This is a genomic window from Streptomyces sp. W16, assembly GCF_033194735.1.
GTDB lineage: Bacteria > Actinomycetota > Actinomycetes > Streptomycetales > Streptomycetaceae > Streptomyces.
Genome location: NZ_JAWOAI010000011.1, coordinates 26,091 through 45,530 on the forward strand (window position 1 = coordinate 26,091; position 19,440 = coordinate 45,530).

General features: G+C 71.6%; 17 protein-coding genes. 4 read left to right on the forward strand and 13 right to left on the reverse strand.

The window, feature by feature from the left end; all coding sequences use genetic code 11:
• Nucleotides 1-42 precede the first annotated feature (42 nt).
• A complete protein-coding gene (locus R6V09_RS02820) occupies nucleotides 43-1,962 on the forward strand; it encodes a helix-turn-helix domain-containing protein (protein WP_317879719.1) in 1,920 nt (639 codons plus the stop codon).
• Nucleotides 1,963-1,975: 13 nt separating this feature from the next.
• Here R6V09_RS02820 and R6V09_RS02825 read toward each other — a convergent pair whose 3' ends face one another.
• From R6V09_RS02825 to R6V09_RS02855, 7 genes are all read right to left on the reverse strand, one after another.
• Entirely contained in the window at nucleotides 1,976-3,199 is a 1,224-nt protein-coding gene (locus tag R6V09_RS02825; RefSeq protein WP_317879720.1) for an IS701 family transposase, read from the reverse strand.
• 248 nt (nucleotides 3,200-3,447) lie between these two features.
• Nucleotides 3,448-3,906, reverse strand: a complete 459-nt coding sequence (locus tag R6V09_RS02830) for a shikimate kinase (protein ID WP_317879721.1) — start codon at nucleotides 3,904-3,906, stop codon at nucleotides 3,448-3,450.
• Nucleotides 3,907-3,914: 8 nt separating this feature from the next.
• Nucleotides 3,915-5,816 (reverse strand): anthranilate synthase family protein, encoded by a 1,902-nt coding sequence (locus tag R6V09_RS02835; protein WP_317879722.1) that lies wholly within the window; start codon nucleotides 5,814-5,816, stop codon nucleotides 3,915-3,917.
• Nucleotides 5,813-6,469, reverse strand: a complete 657-nt coding sequence (locus tag R6V09_RS02840) for an isochorismatase family protein (protein ID WP_317879723.1) — start codon at nucleotides 6,467-6,469, stop codon at nucleotides 5,813-5,815. Before R6V09_RS02840 ends, R6V09_RS02835 begins: the two co-directional genes overlap by 4 nt.
• Before the next feature lie 43 nt (nucleotides 6,470-6,512).
• Nucleotides 6,513-7,283, reverse strand: coding sequence for a 2,3-dihydro-2,3-dihydroxybenzoate dehydrogenase (locus R6V09_RS02845; protein WP_317879724.1), 771 nt, complete (start codon nucleotides 7,281-7,283; stop codon nucleotides 6,513-6,515).
• Between the two features lie 19 nt (nucleotides 7,284-7,302).
• Entirely contained in the window at nucleotides 7,303-8,529 is a 1,227-nt protein-coding gene (locus R6V09_RS02850) for a 3-deoxy-7-phosphoheptulonate synthase (protein ID WP_442809956.1), read from the reverse strand.
• Nucleotides 8,530-8,756: 227 nt separating this feature from the next.
• A complete protein-coding gene (locus tag R6V09_RS02855; RefSeq protein WP_317879726.1) occupies nucleotides 8,757-10,256 on the reverse strand; it encodes an MFS transporter in 1,500 nt (499 codons plus the stop codon).
• A gap of 136 nt (nucleotides 10,257-10,392) precedes the next feature.
• Between R6V09_RS02855 and R6V09_RS02860 the strand changes: the two genes are divergently transcribed.
• Entirely contained in the window at nucleotides 10,393-10,983 is a 591-nt protein-coding gene (locus R6V09_RS02860) for a TetR/AcrR family transcriptional regulator (RefSeq protein ID WP_317879727.1), read from the forward strand.
• 2 nt (nucleotides 10,984-10,985) lie between these two features.
• Here the strand turns inward: R6V09_RS02860 and R6V09_RS02865 are convergent, their stop codons facing one another.
• The 6 genes from R6V09_RS02865 to R6V09_RS02890 all read right to left on the reverse strand — a co-directional run bounded on the left by R6V09_RS02865 (nucleotide 10,986) and on the right by R6V09_RS02890 (nucleotide 18,471).
• On the reverse strand, nucleotides 10,986-12,539 hold the full coding sequence (locus R6V09_RS02865; protein WP_317879728.1) for an amidohydrolase family protein: 1,554 nt from the start codon (nucleotides 12,537-12,539) through the stop codon (nucleotides 10,986-10,988).
• Complete coding sequence (locus R6V09_RS02870; RefSeq protein ID WP_317879729.1) at nucleotides 12,536-12,790, reverse strand: phosphopantetheine-binding protein; 255 nt, start codon at nucleotides 12,788-12,790, stop codon at nucleotides 12,536-12,538. Before R6V09_RS02870 ends, R6V09_RS02865 begins: the two co-directional genes overlap by 4 nt.
• A complete protein-coding gene (locus R6V09_RS02875) occupies nucleotides 12,787-14,415 on the reverse strand; it encodes a (2,3-dihydroxybenzoyl)adenylate synthase (protein ID WP_317879730.1) in 1,629 nt (542 codons plus the stop codon). Before R6V09_RS02875 ends, R6V09_RS02870 begins: the two co-directional genes overlap by 4 nt.
• 44 nt (nucleotides 14,416-14,459) lie before the next feature.
• On the reverse strand, nucleotides 14,460-15,488 hold the full coding sequence (locus tag R6V09_RS02880) for a ketoacyl-ACP synthase III family protein (RefSeq protein ID WP_317879731.1): 1,029 nt from the start codon (nucleotides 15,486-15,488) through the stop codon (nucleotides 14,460-14,462).
• Nucleotides 15,485-17,026: a DHA2 family efflux MFS transporter permease subunit gene (locus R6V09_RS02885; protein WP_317879732.1), complete on the reverse strand. Its 1,542-nt coding sequence runs from the start codon at nucleotides 17,024-17,026 to the stop codon at nucleotides 15,485-15,487. Before R6V09_RS02885 ends, R6V09_RS02880 begins: the two co-directional genes overlap by 4 nt.
• Nucleotides 17,027-17,109: 83 nt before the next feature.
• Entirely contained in the window at nucleotides 17,110-18,471 is a 1,362-nt protein-coding gene (locus R6V09_RS02890) for a salicylate synthase (protein WP_317879733.1), read from the reverse strand.
• A 229-nt stretch (nucleotides 18,472-18,700) separates the two neighbouring features.
• Here R6V09_RS02890 and R6V09_RS02895 point away from each other — a divergent pair, with 229 nt between their 5' ends.
• Together R6V09_RS02895 and R6V09_RS02900 are read left to right on the forward strand one after the other, a co-directional pair.
• Nucleotides 18,701-19,147 carry an ester cyclase gene (locus R6V09_RS02895; protein WP_317879734.1) on the forward strand — a complete coding sequence of 149 codons (447 nt, stop codon included), beginning with the start codon at nucleotides 18,701-18,703 and terminating at the stop codon, nucleotides 19,145-19,147.
• Nucleotides 19,144-19,440, forward strand: a 297-nt coding sequence (locus R6V09_RS02900; RefSeq protein ID WP_317879735.1) for an AMP-binding protein, incomplete at its 3' end; no start/stop codon positions are given. The genes R6V09_RS02895 and R6V09_RS02900, both read left to right, overlap by 4 nt.

The following is a 19,440-nucleotide window of genomic DNA, read 5'->3' on the forward strand; positions in this document are numbered from 1 at the left end:
ATCCATGACGCAGCACGGAGTGTGATGTCGCCGGTGGCCGCAGTGCCTGACGAAGAGCTCGCTTTTCTGGAACTGCTCGCGAAGAGGGCGCTGCCGCCGCAGTTCGAGGAGCTCGTCCAGCGGGCACGACGGGACGGAACGGCCCCCGAGGAGCTGGCGAGACTCCACCGCGCGAAGGAACTCGCCCTGCGCATCCACGAGTTGGCCGGGCGCCGGGAGCGGCGTGAGACCGGCCTGTCCGCTCTCGTGGACACCGCTCGCGACCTGGCCGAACGCCACGAACTCGACACGCTCCTGCGAGCCGTCGTCCGCAGGGCCCGGCTCCTGCTCCACGTCGACATGGCCTACATCAGCCTGAACGACCAGGAGCGCGGCGACACCTACGTGCGGACCGCCGACGGAACCATCTCGGCACTGACGGAGGGTTTCCGCGTACCGGAGACCCAGGGGATCGGCGCGGCGAGCGCCCGCAACCGTGCGCCGGTGTGGACCTCCGACTACCTGAACGACGACCGGATACCGCACAGCGACCTCATCGACACCGTCGTGCGCGAGGAGGGACTGTCGGCGATCCTCGCCGTACCGCTGCGCTGCGCGGACCAGGTCATCGGCGTGCTCTACACGGCCGACCGCACCGCGCGCTCCTTCACCACCGACGAGGTCTCCCTCATGGCCTCGCTCGCCGACCACGCCGCCGCGGCCATCGAGCACGCGAGGGTCCTCGACGAGGCCAGGGACAGCACGGTGCGGCTGACGGAGGCGAACGAGCGGCTTCGGGAGGAGCTGCGGGCCGATCGGCGGCTGGCGGAGATCTTCCAGGGCATGACGGAGCTCGTCGTGTGCGGCGGCGATCTGCAGGCCCTCACCCAACTGCTGGCCGAACTCCTCTCGGCGGCGGTCCTCGTCCGCGACGCGAGCGACCTCGCCCTCGCCCACGCGGGCGAGCTGCCGAAGCTGGACGAGGACGAACTGGCCCGTGCGGCGCTCGACGCTCGTGCCGAACACCGCGTCGTGCCCGTCGGCGGCACCGGCTGCGTGACACGCGTCAACGCCGGCCTCGAACACCTCGGCACCCTGCTGGTCCACCGCCAAGAGCCGCTGACCGAGCAGGAGTTGCGGATCCTGCAGCACGCCGCCCGGGAAACGGCCCTCCTGGTGCTCGTCGACCGCGGCACCGCGGTGGCCGAGCACCAGGGGCACGACGAGGTGCTCGACGAATTGCTGACCGTTCCGCTGCGCAGCACACGGCGGTTGCGCGAGCGGGCCCAGCGGCTGGGCATGGACCTGGACCGTCCCCATGTGCTGGCGGTGCTGCGGCCGGAAGGCGGCGAGCAGCGCCGGGCCGTCATGTGGGCCTCCGCGTACGCGTCCCGGATCCGCGGGGTGAAGAGCGTGCGCGACGGGTGCCTGGTGCTGCTCATACCCGGCGACGATCCCGACACCGCGGTCCGTGCGGTCACCCGCGAACTGTCACGGGTGCTCGGTCATCCCGTGACGGGTGGCTCGACCGGACCGCGCGGCGGCCCGGAGTCCGTGGCCGGGATGTACGTGGAAGCGGTGCGCTGCCTCGACGCGTTGACCGCGATGGGCCTCAGCGGCACGGCCTCCTCGTCCCGGAAACTGGGCTTCGTCGGCATGCTGCTCGCGGACAACCGCGACGTCGACGGCTTCCTCGACACCGTCCTGGGCCCGGTGATCGCCTACGACGCGGAGCGTTCCACGGAACTGGTGAGCACCCTGGAGGCCTACTTCGGCTCCGGCAGCAAGCCCACCTACGCGGCCGAGACGCTCCACGTACACCCCAACACCGTCTCCCGCCGGCTGGAGCGGATCTCCGAACTGCTGGGCGCCGACTGGCAACAGCCCGGCCCGGCGCTGGAGATCCAGCTGGCGCTGCGGTTGCTGGGCACCCGCAACTCGCTCCGGGGCCGCGTGCGCGGCGAGGGCGACCAGGGCAGTTGAGGCGCCCGGCCCCTCAGGCGACGTCCTCGGCCGGCTTCGTCGCCTCGCCCAGCAGGCCCGCCGAGCTGAGCGACACGATCGCGTGGGCCGCCGAGGCGAGGGTGACGTGGTGATGCCAGCCCCGGAACGAGCGCCCTTCGAAGTCCCGCAGGCCCACCGCGGTGCCCACCTCCGCGAAGTCCCGCCGCACCTGTCGCGTGAGCCGGGTCAGCCGGACCAGGGCGGCGGGTGAACCGGAGGTGAAGGTGGCGATCCAGAACCGCCGCGCCGGCTGTCCCGCGTGATCCCATTCGGCCAGCAGAACCAGCGGGTGGGGGCGGGCGGACGCACCGGCCCGGCCGCGGACGGTGGGCAGGACCACCCGAGCGGCGACGGCGAGCGTCGCGCGCGCGTCCGTGCGGTGCGTGCCCTCGTGCCACGGCACCGGCAGCCGCAGGCCCTTCAGTGACGCCGCCAGGCGTGCCGCGGTGACCGGGCCCGCCCCGTATCCGGGAACCGACGGTTCGGTGACGAGCAGTTCGGTGTCTCCGTCCACGCGCAGCAGCGCGGGAATCGCCCGGAAGGAGAACTCGCCGATGACGGGCGCCAGTTGCCCGTGCCTGGCGTCCAGGACGACGGCCCGCCGGTTCAACCGCCAGTCCTCCGCGGCCTCCACGACCGCGTCGACGGCGCACTCCTCGGGTGTCACGGCCGCGAGATCGTCCGGGATCTCCGCCCGCCGCCGGCGCTCCTTGTCGTCCAGCCACTCGGGCGGCAGCACCAGCCGCCAGTTGACGGGGAAACTCAGTCCTTCGGTCGCCAGCCAAAGCCCCACCGCCTGCTGGTTGTTGGCCACCCGGCCCAGCTGCGGAACGAAGGCGTTGCTCACCCCCACCGAGCGGGTGCCGGCCTTCACGACGGTCATCGGCTCGACGACCCAGGCCATCGGGCGTACAGCGCGGTCCAGCCGGCGGGCCAGCGCACCGCGTACGGCCGCGTCGGCCCAGGTGGAGTTGGCGACGAAATGGTGCAGGCTCTGCTCGACGGCGCGGTCCCCGACCGGCGACGCGATGTTGCGCACCGTCTTCCGGCCCCGCGCCGAGAGCAGGCCGGACAGATAGAGCATGCCCTTGTCCCGCTGGTTGCTGCGCCGCAGTCCGTTCAGGACCGCCGCGCAGAACGCGCTCACGGCACGGTCTTCCGGGTCGTGTGCCAGGAGTGGCTGGACGGCCCTCCGTAAAGAGATCGTGGCTTCCACCGCTCTTCCTCCCCGTCTTTCGCGTGGTTCCACGCTGTCAGCGGAGCGGAGGCCCGGACAGGTGCGCCGGGCACAGCGTTGGCCGCGGGAGAGGGGCTCGCGGCACCGTGGGCGGAAGCGGGGTGTGCCGGGGCCGGCGCGGATGGGTCGGGCGCCGTGATCGACCGAAAACAAGCGGTCCCCGGGTGTGGCCCGGCCACCGGGGGAGTGGTGGCCGGGCCACCGTCTCCGGTGGCTCGCGCGCCGGGTCATGACGCCCTGACCAGCCTCGCGATGCTGTCGGCGACCGGCTCGGGCGCTCGCCCGGTCGTGTGCGAGCACAGCACAGCCACGCGCCGGTACAACACCGAACGTTCCTCGGCCAGTCGCAGGAGCCGGTCCTCGACGGCGGGGCCCGAGAGGAGGGGACGTGACGAGGCGGCTCCGATCCGGCGAGCCGCCTCGTCCGGTGCCACGTCGAGGAGGACGACGAAGTGGGACGTGAGCAGTTGCCGCGTCCGCTCGGTGAGCACGGCCCCGCCGCCCAGCGCCAGCACTCCCTCGTGGTCCGCCAACGCGCTCCGCACGGCCTCGGCTTCGAGCTCGCGGAACGCCGTCTCACCGTCGGTGGCGAAGATCTCCGTGACCGTCCGGCCCTGGGCGCGCTCGATGTCGGCGTCGGTGTCCCGGAAGGGCACGCCCAGGCGGGCGGCGAGCAGTTCACCCACCGTCGCGGTCAGTTGTCGGCGAGTACGCCGGACAGCAGTTCGCCGAGGATGTCGGTGCCGTGGCGGGTCAGCACCGACACCGGATGGAACTGCACCGACGCGAAACCCCGGCCGCGCAGGGCGTGGATCTCGCCGCTCCCCGGATCGCGCGCGACCCGTATCGGGCCGCGCCCGGCGGGCCCCGGCAGGGTGTCCGTCCCGGACAGCGCCGTGAACGTGTTGTAGAAGCCGACCACTTCGGTCCGGCCGAAGAAGTCGATCTTCACCTGTGTGCCCTGGTTGGGCACGTCCCTGCGGACGAGGTCGAGCCCGAGGACCGTGCTCAGCACCTGATGCCCGAGGCAGACGGCGAAGAACGGCTTGCCCGTGCCCAGCAGCCGCTCGGCGAGCCCCCGCAGGTGCGCGATCTTCGGGTGACCGGTGTCGCGGGGGTCCCCGGGACCCGGCCCCACGATGACCAGGTCGTGCTCGTCCACGGAGTACGGCTCGTCGAAGCGCCGTACCGTCACCGCCGGTCCCAGTGAGGCGAGCGCGTGCCGGGCCATCGAGGTGAAGGTGTCCTCCGCGTCGACGACCAGGATCCGCCGGCCGGCGAGCCCCGGATGCGGCTGGGCGCGGGTGCCGGAGTCCTCCAGCCAGAAACCGGCGAGGGTCGCGTTGCGGGTGCGCAGCGCGGCCAGGACGTCCGGATGGTTGGCGAAGCCCGGTCGCCGCCGGGTCCCGGGTGCGGTCGTGGTCGCGGTGGGTTCCGTGCCCAGCGCGCTGAGCAGACCCGCGGCCGTGGCGCGGGTCTCGGCCACCTCCGACTCCGGGTCGGAGTGCCGGACGAGGGTGGCGCCGACGCCGATCCGCATCGTGCCGGCCGGGTCGATGTCCGCGGTGCGGATGAGGATCACCGAGTCCATGGCACGCCGGCCGGCCCCGTCGCGCCCGATGAGCGCGGCGACGCCGCTGTAGTAGCCGCGCCCCTCGTGCTCGTACCGGCTGATGACGCGGGCGGCACTCTCCAGCGGGCTGCCGGTGACGGTGGGCGCGAACATGGTCTCCCTCAGGATGTCGCGCACATCGGCCGTGCTGTCGCCCTCAAGGAGGTACTCGGTGTGCGCGAGCCGCGCCATCTCCTTGAGATACGGCCCGGTGACGCGCCCGCCGCGTTCGCACACCCGGCCCATCATCTTGAGCTCCTCGTCGACCACCATGTAGAGCTCGTCGGTCTCCTTGGCATCGGCGAGGAAGCCCATCACCTCCGACAGCACGGGTCCGGTCGGCGGGTAGCGGTAGGTGCCGCTGACCGGGTTCATCACCGCCCGCCCGCCGGCCAGGCTGAGGTGCCGTTCGGGGGTGGCGCCGACGAAGGTGCGCTCGCGGGTGTGGATCAGGAAGGTCCAGTACGCGCCCGTCTCGTGGCACAGCAGCCGGCGGAAGAACGCCAGCGCACGGGCCGCGGACCAGTCCGGGAGCTCGGCGACGTACGAGCGCCTGATGACGAAGTTGGCGCCCTCGCCGCGTCCGATCTCGTCGTCGACCACGCGGCGCACGGTGTCCGCGTAGCGGTCGTCGTCGATGTCGAACGCGCCGTCCACGACCTCCACCGGCTCGTCCGGGAGCTGTGCCAGGAGCTGATGGAGCGGCAGCACCTGCTGGTCCTCGACGGTGAGGGCCAGCAGGGGCGCTCCGTCGTCGGGGCAGGGGTAGCCGCGTTCCGTGACCTGGCGGTAGGGAAGGACGGCGAGCACCTCGTGCGGGCCGGCCCCGGGGCCGTCGGGCACCGGGAGATCGGCCAGCGAGGCGACGGCGGACACCGGACCGACGAGCAGATCCACCTCGTCGGGACCTGCGGAGCCGGCGCGGTGGAGCAACGCGAACTCCGTTACCCCGCCGGCGAGTACACGGTCCAGGAGCGGACTCATGGCCGCTCCTTCGCCGGTTCCGGGAGCTGGTCGAGCACCGTCCTGGTCGATACGACCATCGCGCAGCGGTTCGCGGCGTACTCCAGGGTCAGCCGGTGATCGGGCCAGGAGAAGTCGGCCACGGCGTCGGCGACGACGAAGGTGCGGATGTCGTGGGCGCACGCCTCTCCGGCCGTCATCAGGATGCCGACGTGCGCGTACACCCCGACGATGATGATCTGGTCCCGCCCCTTGCCCCACAGCAGATCGCGCAGGCCGGTGCGGAAGAAGGCGCTGGGCCGCCACTTCGTCAGGACCGTGTCGCCGGCGGCCGGTTCGAGCTCGTCGACGACCCGCCGGTCCGCCGGGCCGGCCGTCATACCGGGACCCCAGAAGTCCTTCAGCAGGCCTCGCTGCTCCTCGGTCATGCTGCCCGGCTGCGCCGTGTAGACCACCGGGATGCCGAGCTCCGCGCACCGCTGTCGGATCAGGACCGCGTTGCCCACCAGGTCGGTCACGGGGGACTCGCCCGTCGGGAACGGGCGGAGGAAATACCGCTGCATGTCATGGACGAGCAGCACCGCCCGCGCGGGATCCACTGTCCAGGACACCGTGTTCTCGGGCAGATCGCTCTCTACGGGCATGGGATAGGGCTCGATCGCCGGAATTCCCATGGCCGCCTCCCTTCATGGAAATCGATGGTCGGCGTGCATTCCGTCAGACTCCGAGGGACGCCCCGCCGTCGACGGTCAGATCGTGCATGGTGATGTGCGAGGCCAGATCGGAAAGCAGGAAGACGACCGCGTTCGCCACATCGGCGGGGCGCGCGATTCTTCCCAGCGGAATTCCGACCCGGAACGCGTCCGGGACCCCCTCGACCGAGGCGCGTGCGGCGCTGTCGTCGGTCCACAGGGAGGTGAGCATGGGGGTGTCCGTCGAGCCCGGAGCCACCACGTTGCACCGGATGCCGTGGCGGGCCACCTCCAGGCCGAGGCACTTGGTGAACGTCGTCGCCGCGGCCTTCGAGGCGGCGTACGCGGACATCTCCACCCGTGCGGTGCTCGCCGCGTTGGACGCGATGGTCACCACGGCTCCCGAGCCCCTGGGGATCATGCGGTTCACCGCCTCCCGGGACACGAGGAAGACCCCGGTGGTGTTGACGGCGAAAGTGGTGCTCCAGTCCTGGTCGTTCAGTGCCTCGGCGCGTCCCGTCCGGAGCACGCCGACCGCGTTGACCAGGTATTCGATCGGACCGAGCCGGTTCTCCACGGCGTCCACGACCGCCGCGACCTCCTCGCTGGAGGTGACGTCGGCGGGGAAGCCGGAGACCTCCAGTCCGTCGGCGCGCAGTTTCTCCGCCAGGTCGCGCAGGCCCTCGGCATGGCGGTCCACCATCGCGACCACGACACCCCGTTCGGCAAGACCGCGCACCACGGCTTCGCCGATGCCGCCCGCGGCACCGGTCACCAGGGCTGTTTTGCCTTTCATCGTCGGACGACCTCCTTGGTCAGCCACGCCAGGCCGAGGCGACCTCAAGGGCCTGCCACGGGTTCAGTCGCGGGTCGCAGAAAGTGGTGTAGGCGCGACTGCCCACCCGGTCGAGCTCGGTGTGGTCCGCCACGCACTCGTCGACCTCGTGCGGTGTCGTCTCCAGATGCAGTCCGCCCACCACACCGCCGGCCGCCGCGACGACCTGACAAAACGCCTCCACCTCACGGGCCACGGTGTCGACCAGCCGGGTCTTGACGCCGTCCGGGCCGCTGACCGTGTTGGCGTGCATGGGGTCGCACATCCAGATCACCGGATGGCCCGCGGCCCGGGCGGCGGCCACGAGCGGCGGAAGGTACGCGGCGACCTTGTCCGCGCCCATCCGGGCGACGAAGGTGAGCCGGCCGGGCTCGCGGTCCGGGTCGAGCACCCGGCACAGGGCGACGAGTTCCTCGGCCGTGACGGTCGGCCCCACCTTGCAGGAGACGGGGTTGACGACCGAGCCGAGCAACTGGACGTGCGCGCCGTCGGGTTGCCGGGTGCGTTCGCCGATCCATGGCCAGTGGGTGGACGAGAGCAGCAGACGTCCGTCCGGGGCCCGGCGCAGCAGGGGCAGTTCGTAGTCGAGGATCAGCGCCTCATGGCTGGTCCACACCAGCGAGTCCATCGGGACGGGCGCGTCCCCGCTGCGCTCGCGCAGCAGCGACACGGCGTCGAACGCGGCTTCGTAGCAGGCGAGCATCCGCAGTGGATCGGGGCGGCGCGCCTCCGCGTCGGGTTCCGGCTGGTTGACCATGTGCCCCCGGTACACAGGCAGTTCGGCACCTCCGACGGTCTCGGTCGGCCGGGAGCGGGGCTTGGCGAACTGTCCCGCGATCCGGCCGACCCGGATCACCGGCTTGTCGGAGTTGATCCGCATCACCCCGGCCACGGCGTCCAGGAGACCGATCTTCCGGGAGACCGGGCCGGGGGCGCACTCCGCCGGGTCCTCGGCACAGTCGCCGGCCTGCACCACCTGGAATCTCCCCTCGGCGACGCCGGCGAGGAGTGCGCGCAGGGTGCGGATCTCCTCCCGGCCCACCAGGCCCGGGCGGTTCGCGAGCACGGCCCGGGTCTCGGCCGGAAAGGAATCGTCCGGCCAGTCGGGCTGTTGGTCGGCCGGCAGTGAACTCCATCGCTTCAGCTCCTCCGACGACAATGCCGAACTCTCGTCCTCGGCTATCAGAAGTGCGGATTCGTTGGTCACCATGGTCCTCCTCATCCAAAACTCTTGGGTGGGTACGGTGAGTTCGGGTCGTCATATGTGATGTGGTCCCATTCTTGGAGGCCAGCGAAATCGGGTCAATTTCTGGAGTGTCACTTCGTCATGTCGCAGAAAGAAAAGGGATTGCCGCGCCTCACCGTCAGGGCGAGGCGCGGCAATCCGCGCTATGCGATTCCTCCAGGATTTCCGCGTTCGTTTTCCGTGCTGCCTCAGTGGGCGAACACCGGCCCCTGTGAGGGGTCGGGCCGGCCGGCCGGGAGCAGGACCGCGCCCGCGACGGCCGCCGCCACCGCGATCACCGCACAGGCGGTGAAGGCGTTGTCGAAGCCGCCGACACCGACGCCCGGGCCGCCCTCCAGGCCGGCGCCCGCGATGGCGGAGATGACCGCCACCCCGAGGGAGGCGCCGAGTTCGTGCGAGGTGCTCACCAGGCCCGAGGCGAGCCCCATGTCCTGGTGCGGCAGGCCGTTCATGGCGGCGGTGGTGGCGCAGACGAACGCCGCGCCGAGACCGAACGACAGCAGACCGAAGCCGGGCACCAGGTCGGTCCACACGTCGCTGTCCTTGGACAGGTTCGTGAGCAGTACGGCACCGACCGCCGCCAGGACGAACGCTCCGACGCCCACCGCACGCCAGCCGAGCCTGCCGACGGCCTGGGAGCCGAGGTGGGCGCCGACGGAGATGGCCACCGCGACGGGCAGGAAGACCAGGCCGGTCTTCAACGCGCTGTTGCCCAGCACGTGCTGGACGTAGAACGAGCTGAGGAAGAACGTCGAGATGAGCAGGCCGGCCGCGGCCAGCATCACCAGGCTGCCGCCGACCAGTGAGCGCCGGGCCAGCAGGTCCAGGCGGACCAGCGGCTGCCGCACGGTGCGCTCCACGGCGTAGAACAGGCCGGCGACCAGCGCGGCGGCGGCGAGCGGCAGCCACACGGACACCGCGCCGAAGCCGTGGTCGCGGGCCTGGACCAGTCCGAAGATCAGCAGTGCGGGCGCCGCGGTGAGCGTCAGCGCCCCCAACACGTCGGTCCCGCCGCGCTGTTCGGTGGCTCCGGTCAGTGCGCGGGCCTCGCCGAGCAGGGCGGGGACGCCGAACAGCGCGAGCAGGCCGACCGGGACGTTGATGTAGAAGATCCACTCCCAGCCCGGACCCGAGACGAAGACGCCCCCGAGCAGGACGCCGACAGCGGACCCGGCGCCGCCGATCGAGGCCCACACGCCCAACGCCTTGTTGCGGTCCGGGCCGTGGAACAGCGTCGTGATGATCGACATGGCCGCGGGCGACAGCAGGGCCGCGCCGACGCCCTGCGCCGACCGGAACGCGATGAGCATCTCGCCGTTGACGGCGAGGCCCGACGCGATCGAGGCGGCGGTGAAGACCGTCAGACCGGTCAGGAACATCCGCAGCTTCCCGACGGCGTCGGCGAGCCGGCCGCCGAGCAGCAGCAGGCTGCCGAAGAACAGGGTGTAGGCGGTGACGATCCAGGTCAGCGCCCCGCCGCCCAGCTTCAGGTCCGCCCCGATGGTCGGCAGGGCCACGTTGATCACCGTCACGTCGGCGATCAGCATGAACTGCGCGAGGCACAGCAGGGTCAGCAGCCACCAGCGGTGCGGGTGCGGCGGGGGCGCCTCGCCGTGGTGATGCCCGTGCCCGTGCTCCTGCTCGTGCCCGTGCCCGTGCTCGGTGTGAGCGCTGTGAGGGGAAGTCATGGCCCTCGTCTCCTTAATCTGAACATGCCTGTCAGATGTATCGTAAGTCTCTGGCGGGTTAAACTCGAACAGGTCTGTTCAATATTCCCCGAGCGCCTGACACACTGGAGAGGGAGCCATGGCATACGCTGCGCCCATGCCGACCAGCACCAAGCAGCGGAAACTCCGGGCCGACGCCGAGCGCAGCATCGCCTCGATCGTGAGCGCCGCCCTGGAGTGCGTGCGGGCCGATCCGCAGGCGAGCCTGAGCGCGGTCGCCCGGGCCGCCGGCGTGAGCAGGGGCACGCTGTACGCCCACTTCCCGACCCGGGAAGCCCTGCTGGAGGCGGTCGTCGAACTGTCGGTGGCCACCGCGGCCGAGGCGCTGGAGAAGGAGCGGCTCGACGAAGGACCGGCCGACGAGGCCCTCGCCCGGCTGATCAGGTCCAGTTGGCACGTCCTGGACGAGCACTCCTCGGTGTTCGCCGCCTCCTCCGAGGCACTCACGGCGGAACGGCAGCGGGACAACCACGAGCGGGTGCTCGCCCCGGTGGAGCAGCTGATCTTCCGCGGCCAGCAGGAGGGCACGCTCCGCGCCGACATGCCGGTGAAGTGGCTGGTGGCGGTGTTGTACAACCTGATGCACACCGCCGCGGCCGAGGTGCGGGCCAAGCGGCTGTCCGCCCGGTCCGCACCGGAGATCCTCGTGGAGACCCTGCTCTCGGCTATGCGTCTCCCCACCGGCTGAGCTCATCGCGGGCCGGTCGCCGGCCCCCGGCGAAGCCTCGGGTCGTCGTCGAACAGCCGCCGCAGCACGTCGTCCGGGATGCCCAGCCGGCGTGCGGAGAAGGAGCGCAGCGCGTCCAGGTACGCGTCCTGGAGTCCGGCCTCGTCCAGATGGGTCGAGCGACCGGCCTCCAGCAGCACGCGCCCGGCGACGATCACCGTGTCCACGTCCGCCGACCCGCCCAGCGTCAGGAACGCCTCCAGGGGACGGGAGTTGAGGACATAGCGCCAGTCGTCGATCGGGACCAGCACCAGGTCCGCCTGCTTCCCGGGCTCCAGGCTGCCGAGCGCGTCGTCCCAGCGCAGCCCGCGGGCCGCGATCCGGGTGGCCATGGCGAGGGCCTCGGTGGGCACCAGCGTGGTGTTGTCGGCGGACCGTTCGTTGTACGCCTGCCACGCGGCCCGCATGGTCTCCGCCATCCCGCCGAGCGGATACACGACGCCGTCGGTGGACAGCGAGACGTCCAGTCCCTTCTCCCGCAGCTCGGGGATGAGCCCCGTCTCGGTGAGCGTCGACTCGCCCGTCGCCCCGTACTTGGCGGGGGAGTGGCTGATGTGGACGCCGGCCGTGAGCAGCGACTGGCGTTCCTCCTCGTCCGCGAAGGCGCAGTGCACCGCCATCAGACGGTCGTTGAGGAGCCCCAGCCGGTCCAGCCGGCGCAGCGGAGTGGTGCCGTAGTAGCTCTCCACGACCTCGGCCTCGTGGCGCAGCGCGCCGACGTGCGTGGCGAACGGCACGTCGTACGCCGCCGCCAGCCGGGCGAGGCCCGCGCCCAGTTCGTCGCTCATGTTCGGCACGTACGCCGCGGTCGGCCGTGCCCGCAGCCGTCCCGTCGGGTCGCCCGCGGCCCGTGTCAGGACGCCGTCGATCCGCGCCAGTTCGGCATCCGCGTCCCGTGTGCGCCGGAACGAGCTCTCGCCCGGCGCGCAGACCGCGTCCGCGGCCCAGGTGCTGACGGCGCACCGAAGTCCCAGGCCCAGGGTGGCGGCGGCGAGGGCTTCCGGCCGGTTGACGGAACCCACGTCGCCGAGCGTCGTCGTACCGGACCTGAGCTGCGTCCACAACGAGTACCGGGCGATGGCCTCGGCCTCGTCCTCCCTGAGGCCCTCCACGAAGCCCTGGAAGGTGTCGAACACCATCGAGATCCGCCGGACGTCCCCGCCGAGCGCCATGAAGCCGGGCTCGTCGGCACGGTCGTCCGGGCTCCTGAGCGCGCCCTTGAAGGGGACGCGCAGCGCGAACATCTCGTGCCAGTGGGCGTTCACGAAGCCGGGCAGCACCATCATCCGGCCGGCGTCGACCGTACGCAGCCCGGCCCGTACGCCGGGTTCGAGCCCCGCGACCACCGCCTCGACCTCGGCGACGGAACCCACCGCGGCGATGCGGTCACCGACGACCAGTACCGAGCCGGTGGGCAGGACGGTGGCCCCGGCGTCGGCCGTGTACACGAAGCCGCCGCGGACTAGCAGCGCCGGCGGCCGCTCGGGCAGGCCCTCGGCATCCCTGCGCGGAGTCATGCCGACGCCTCCGGCCGCCGTACCTCGTCGAGGTGCCGCTGCCACGCGGCGAGCGTGGGCTCGGCGGCCAGCTCGCGGAAGGAGACCACCAGGCCCGCCCGGCGCCACCGGGTGACCAGACGCATCATCTCCAGTGAACCCAGGCCCAGATGCACCAGGTTGGCGTCCTCCGCTATCTCCGCGGGACCCAGTCCCACCATGTCGGCGATCGTCTTCCGCAGATCCCCCGAGGTCACTTCTTCCGCTGTCACCGCTCACTCCTCACTCGGGCGGCGGCCTCGGCCGCCAGCACCTTCTTGTCGACCTTGCCGAGGCCGGTGAGCGGGAACGTGTCCACGATCTCCAGCCGGTCGGGCAGCTTGTGGTCCGCGATGCCGCGCTCGTGCAGCGCCCGCCTGAGCCCGGTGAGCGACGGCGCCCCGCCCGCGGCCGGAACGACGTACGCGCAGATCCGTTCGCCCAGGAACTCGTCCGGCACGGGAACGACCGCCGCCCGGTCCACCTCGGGGTGTGTCAGCAGATGGCCCTCGACCTCGCCGGCCGAGACCTTGTCCCCGCCGCGGATGATGACGTCCTTGAGGCGTCCTTCGATGACCAGCTCCCCGGTGTCCGTCAGCCGGGCGAGGTCACCGGTGCGGTAGAAGCCGTCCGCGGTGAAGGCGCGTGTGTTGTGCTCCGGCGCCCGGTAGTAGCCGCGCAGCGTGTACGGGCCGCGGGCCAGCAGCTCGCCGGTCTGCCCGGGCGGCACGTCCGCGCCGGACTCGTCGACGACGCGTATCTCGTCCGCGGGGGACAGCGGGCGGCCCTGGGTGCTCAGCGTCGACTCGGCTGAGTCCGTGGCGCGGGTGAGGGTGAGCAGTCCTTCGGCCATGCCGAAGACCTGCTGCAGCCTGCATCCGAAGGCCGGCGCGATCCGCTCGGCGGTCTCCCGGTGCAGGCGTGCGCCGCCGATCTGGACGACACGCAGGGAGGACAGGTCGTAGGACCCCCACTCCAGGGCCTCCAGCCAGAGCTGCGCCACCGTCGGCACCAGGGAGGTGACCGTGACGCGCTCGCGTCGGACCGTCTCGAAGCAGTCGTCCGCCACCGGGCTGTCGGCGAGGACGACCGTGCCGCCGGAGCGGAGGGTGCCGATGACGCCCGGGCAGCCCCAGGCGAAGTTGAACTCGACCGGCAGGACCGCCAAGTAGACGTCCTCCGGGGTGAGTTCGAGCAGTTCGGCGGCGGCCCTCGTCTGGTACGCGTAGTCGTCGTGGGTGCGCGGGATCAGTTTCGGCAGGGCGGTCGTGCCTCCGGAGAGGAGGAAGAACGCCACGTCCGACGGGTCGGTCGCGGGCAGCGGTCCCGGCTCGGCGTCCACCTCGTCGAGCGGTACGAACCGCTCCTCGCCGGGCACCTTCCCGTCCAGGACGAACACGCGCCGCAGCGTCGCGGAGTCGGCGATGACCTCCTCGGCCAGGGCGACATGGTCGAAGCCCTGGTGCTCGCCGGGTATCACGTACCCGGCCGCGCCGGACATGGACACCAGGTGCCGGATCTCGTTCGCCCGGTGCGAGGCGAGCGCGAAGACCGGCTTGGCGCCCGCGCGGAACAGCGCGAAGCAGACGACGACGAACTCCGGGACGTTCGGCAGCTGGACGACGACGCGGTCACCGGCCGCGATGCCGTGGCGCCGGAAACCCGTCGCCATCCGGTCGACCCGGCGGTCGAGATCGGCGTAGGTCAGGCGGCGTTCGCCGTGGACGAGCGCGGTCTTGGCGCCGTGCCGTGCGGCCCCGTCGCGCAGCAGGTCGGAGAGGGTCTCGCCGCGCCAGAGGCCGGCCGAGCGATAACGCTCGGCCGTCTCCTCGGGCCAGGGTGTGCATCCGTCGAGCATCAGCCGCCTCCTGCGGTCGGTTCGGGGTCGGGCGGGGGAGAGGTTCAAGCCGGTGACGCGGTGATCTCGACGACCGCGCAGCCCGCTTCCATGCCAGGGGCGGCGCCGATCAGCATCACGTGGTCGCCCGGGACGACCTGGCCGGTGGTCCACAGGTGTTCGAGCCCCGCGATCGGGTCGGCCGCGCCCAGGTGGCCGGTCGTGCGGGTGAACTCCCAGGTGCCGCGCGCCTCGTCGATGCCCAGGGAGTCGAGGAACATGTCCTGGAGGGGGAACCGGGAGAAGCCGAGGTGCGCGACCCGCTTGATCGCGTCCATGGCGACACCGGCCTCGTCGAGGGTCCGGCGGGCCGTTTCGGCGATGGTGTCCCCGAAGTGCCCCATGGGCGGGGAGACTCCCCGCGCCCACTGCTGACGCCAGTACTCCCTGCGCTGCTCCAAGTTGAGGCCGCGTCCGACGGACGGGCCCGGGGGGAAGAGCACCTCGCCGCCGCGGTGCAGCTCCTCCATACCCGGGTCCGATACCGATCCGACGGCCAGCAGCCGGGCGAAGCCGCCACGCCTCGACACGACGGCCGCCGCGCCCGCGTCGCCCAGCAGGAACAGCCGGGACGCCCGCCAGCGGTCGGCCAGCCGCGTCCCGAAGTTGTCGCCGGTGGTCAGCAGCACGGCCGTACGGTCGGGGACGGCGGACAGGCGGCAGGCTGCGAGTTCGAGTCCGGCGAGCATGCCCAGACAGCCCTGCCGGACCTCGACGGCCGTGATCGGCCGGTCGAGGGTGCGGCGGAGGACGTAGTGCTGGGCGGACCAGCCGTCGGGCCCCTGGAAGTGGACGCTGCTGTGCAGCACGGCGGCGAAGTCGTCCGGGGCGTGACCGGAGCGGCGAACGGCCTCCCGCGCGGCGTCGACCGCCAGATCGGGGCCCGGGGTGTCCCCGGCCACCGGGACCGAGAGGATCCCGGAGTCCTCCCGGTCCAGCGCGTCGTACAGGCCTTCCTTGACGGCGCGTTCGGTGTCGTAACGCTCCGGGACGTGGGTGGCGATGCCCGCCAGGTACAGCCCGTCGACCCTCATGACGGCTCTCCGCCCTTGCGGGGGAACAGGGCCAGGGCGACGAGGATGCCGGCCGCCGCCACGCCCGCGCCGGTGAACATGGCAGGGTGCATGCCGGACACGAACGCTTCCCTGGCGGCCTCGGCGAGCTTGGTTCCCGCACTGCCCGGCAGCTGTTGGGCGACCTGCAGCGCGCTGCCCACGGACTCGCCGGCCGGGCCGGGTACGGCGCTGCCCAGCTTGTCGGAGAGCTCGGAGCGGTAGGTGCCGGACAGCAGGCTGCCGATGACCGCGACGCCGAGTGCCGCACCGAGCTGCACCGAGGAGCTGTTGGTGGCCGAGCCCACGCCGAGGTCGTTCTCCGTGAGGGAGCCGACGATGGCGTCGCTGGTCGGACCGATGATGAATCCCGCGCCGGCGCCCAGGAAGAGCATGGCGAGCAGGGCGTGGCCGTAGCCGTCGTCGCTGCTGGTCGTGGCCAGGACGACGAGGCTGGTGCACGCGAAGGCGAGACCTACGGAGGCGGCGATGCGCGTGCCGACCTTCTGGCCGACCAGGGAGGCGACGGGCGCGGCGAGGAGGATGATCAGCGCGGTGGGGGCGATGCGCAGACCCACGTCCTTGGCCGGGTAGCCGAGGACGAACTGCAGGTACTGGACGAGCACGAAGAGTGTGCCGAGCAGGGCGAACAGGCCCAGCAGCACGAGGATGTTGCCGATCGCCAGACTGCGGTTGGCGAAGATGCGCAGCGGCAGCATGGGGTGGTCGCTGCGCAGTTGCCGGACGACGAACGCGGTCAGCAGGACCGCCGCCGCGGCGAAGGCGCCGGCGACCTGCCCGCTGGTCCAGCCCTTGACCGGTCCCTCGATGATGGCCCACAGCAGTGAGCTCAGACCGAGGACGGACAGCAGCGCGCCCGCCAGGTCGAGCCGGCGTCGCTCGCTGCTGCGGGAGTCGGGCACCAGGGCCAGGGCCGCGATCACGGCGACGGCGGCGATGGGCAGGTTGATCAGGAAGACCGAGCCCCACCAGAAGTGGCCGAGCAGCCAGCCTCCGAGCAGTGGGCCGATCGCGATGCCGAGACCGACGACGCCGGACCAGGCGGCGATCGCCTTGGCGCGCTCGGCGCGGTCGGCGAAGACGTTGCCGATGATGGCCAGGGTGGACGGCATGATGAGCGCCTCGCCCATGCCCATCGCCGCTCGTGCCGTGATCAGCGCGTCCGGCGAGCCCGCCCAGGCGGCCGCGGCGGAGCCACCGCCGAACAGGACCAGCCCGGCCAGGAAGGTCGAACGGCGGCCGAGCCGGTCGGCGAGGCTGCCGCCGAGCAGCATGAGGGCCGCCGCCATCAGGCTGTAGATGTCGACGATCCACTGGAGCTGGCTCGTCGTGGCGTTCAGATCGCCGACCAGGGTGGGCAGCGCGATGTTGAGGACGGTGGTGTCCAGGCCGACGATCAGCAGGCTGATGCAGAGGACCGCGAGGATCAGCCATCGCTTGCCGGCCGGTGGGGCGGACGGGGCTCCCGTCGTGCGGGTGGGTGAGGTGGTGAGGTCCATGGCTCCCTCGGATCCGTTGTAACTCAAACAGTGCTGTTCAAGTTAAGGTAAGGCAGGTGAGCGCATAACTCAAACAGCTCTGTTCATATTCCATGGGGTGTGGTCGGCGTCCCGGTGGACGTCGGCACGAGGAAGCGGGCGACACTGCCGAGCTTCTCGACCGTCTCCTCCAGCTCCCGCTCGGGACGCGACTGGCCGACGATGCCGGCGCCCGCCCGCAGCCACGTCCTGCCGTCCTTGCGGTAGACGGTGCGCAGCACCAGGGCGGCATCCATCGCGCCGCCCTGGTCCACCGTCAGCACGGCGCCGCTGTACAGACCGCGGGCCTCGGGCTCGTGGTGGCGGATGTTGTCGTACGCGGCGTCCTTGGGCACGCCCGAGGCCGTGACCGCGGGGAACACCGCGCCGAAGGCGTCCCACGCGCTCCGGCCCGCGGCGAGCCGGCCCGCCACCTGGGACGCCAGGTGCTGCACGGTTCCGCGCTCCTTGACGACCATGAACTCCTCGACGTCCACCGAGCCCGGCTCGCTGACGTCCAGCAGTTCGTCCCACGCGATCTTCACCGAGATGGCGTGCTCGTAGACCTCCTTGGGGTCCGAGAGCAGGTCGGCGCGCAGCCGCGCGTTCTGGACCGGGTCCTCGGTGAGCGCCCGGGTCCCGGCCAGCGGCTGGCTGACCACCCGGCCCTCGCCGTCGACCTGGACCACGATCTCCGGGCTGAAGCCCGCCGCCTCGACACCGCCCAGCCGCACCAGGAAGGAGCGGGCCGGGCTGTTGCCCCGGCGGCCGGTGACGTATGTGCCGACGAAGTCGACCTCCTGCTCGACCGGGACGACCCGGGAGAAGATCACCTTCTGCAGCTGCCGGCCGTTGATGGCGTCGACCGCGAGCCCGACCGCCTTCCGGTACTGCTCCGCGCCCGCCGTGCGCACATCCACCGGACTGGGCCGGAAGCCGGCGAACGTCGAGGTGTCCGAGAGGATCTCCATGGCCGCCGCCAGGGTGTCCTGGTCGGCGGAGCGCAGCAGGGCCTCGCCGTCCTCGAACCGGACCTCGGTCCGCGGCACGATCAGATGCAACAGCCGCTGGTCACCGACGTGTTCCAGGTCGCCGTCCTTGGCGTACGACAGCTCGAAGGCCGCCCATCCGTAGGCGCGCCAGTCCCTGATCGTCACACCGTCCAGCAGCCGCTGGACCTGCCGCAGCGGCTGTCCGTCCCAGGGCAGCAGGACCTCCGGCGCGTGGACCTGCCGCAGCCGGGCGCCCTCGCGGTCGAGCGACAGCTCGGCGAGAGCGCCGCCGGCGAAGGACCAGCGGCCCGAGTTCTCGTACACCACGTAGTCGTCGTGGAGTCCCGAACGGGCCAGCCGGGAAGCCGCGACGAGAGGCTCCTCGGACAGCGGAACCCGCGTCTCGAAATAGTGCTGCGGTTTCGCGGACGTCATATCCTCGTCCATCCCTTCTCGGATACCGGGAAATGCGGTCGATACGGCGTTCACCGTCCGGCGCCGGCCGGACGCGGTCAACGCGGATCCCGGCTCTTCGTCACTTTCCGTGCCGGGGAACGGGATTGTCCTTCCGGGCGTGACGAAGTAACCCGGACACGGTTGTTCCGGACGCCACCGGTATCCAGACTCCGAGCGGACAACAGGCCCGCAGGCAAGGGAGACCGGGATGCCGCGCACGGACAACGAGAAGCGCATACGGAGCTGGTTCGACGCCGTCAACCGAGGTGACACGGAGGCGTGGGTCGGCTGCTACACCGCCGACGCCCGTTCCGAGGACATCGCCCTCAAATCAGTGTGGCGGGGCACCGAGGAACTCGATGCCGGTGTGCGGGAGTGGATTTCCGCCATGCCGGACGTTCACGCGGAGCCGGAATTCCTCTTCGCGGACAGCGAATCCGGATTCGCCCAGTGGACGCTTTCCGGGACGATCTCGGGGCCCATTGGCGGAATGCCGGACGAGATCATCGAACTGGCGAAAGGGAAGTCCTTCTCGGTGCGCGGTGCCACCGTCTACGGGTTCTCCGCCGCCGGTCTCGTCCGGCACGAGACGCTGTACTGGAACCTGTCGGACGTGCTCACCCAGCTGGGCATCCTTCCCCCCATGGGGACATGAGCAGCCCGAGCCGGGCCGTGGTCCGTGCCGTCCGTCCGTCCGACGGCGAACGCCGCATCGACGACTGTTTCCGGGAGCAGGCCCGGCTGTTCCCCGACGCGACGGCAGTCGTCGACGGCGACCGGTGGATCACGTACGGCGAACTCCACGAGCGGGCCGTGGCGGTGGCGCGGGGCCTGGTCGCGCGGGGTGTGGGCCGTGAGACGCCGGTGGCGACGGCCTTCGAGCGTTCCGCCGAGGCCGTGGTCGCCATGCTGGGCATCCTGCTGGCAGGCGGCGCCTACGTCCCGCTC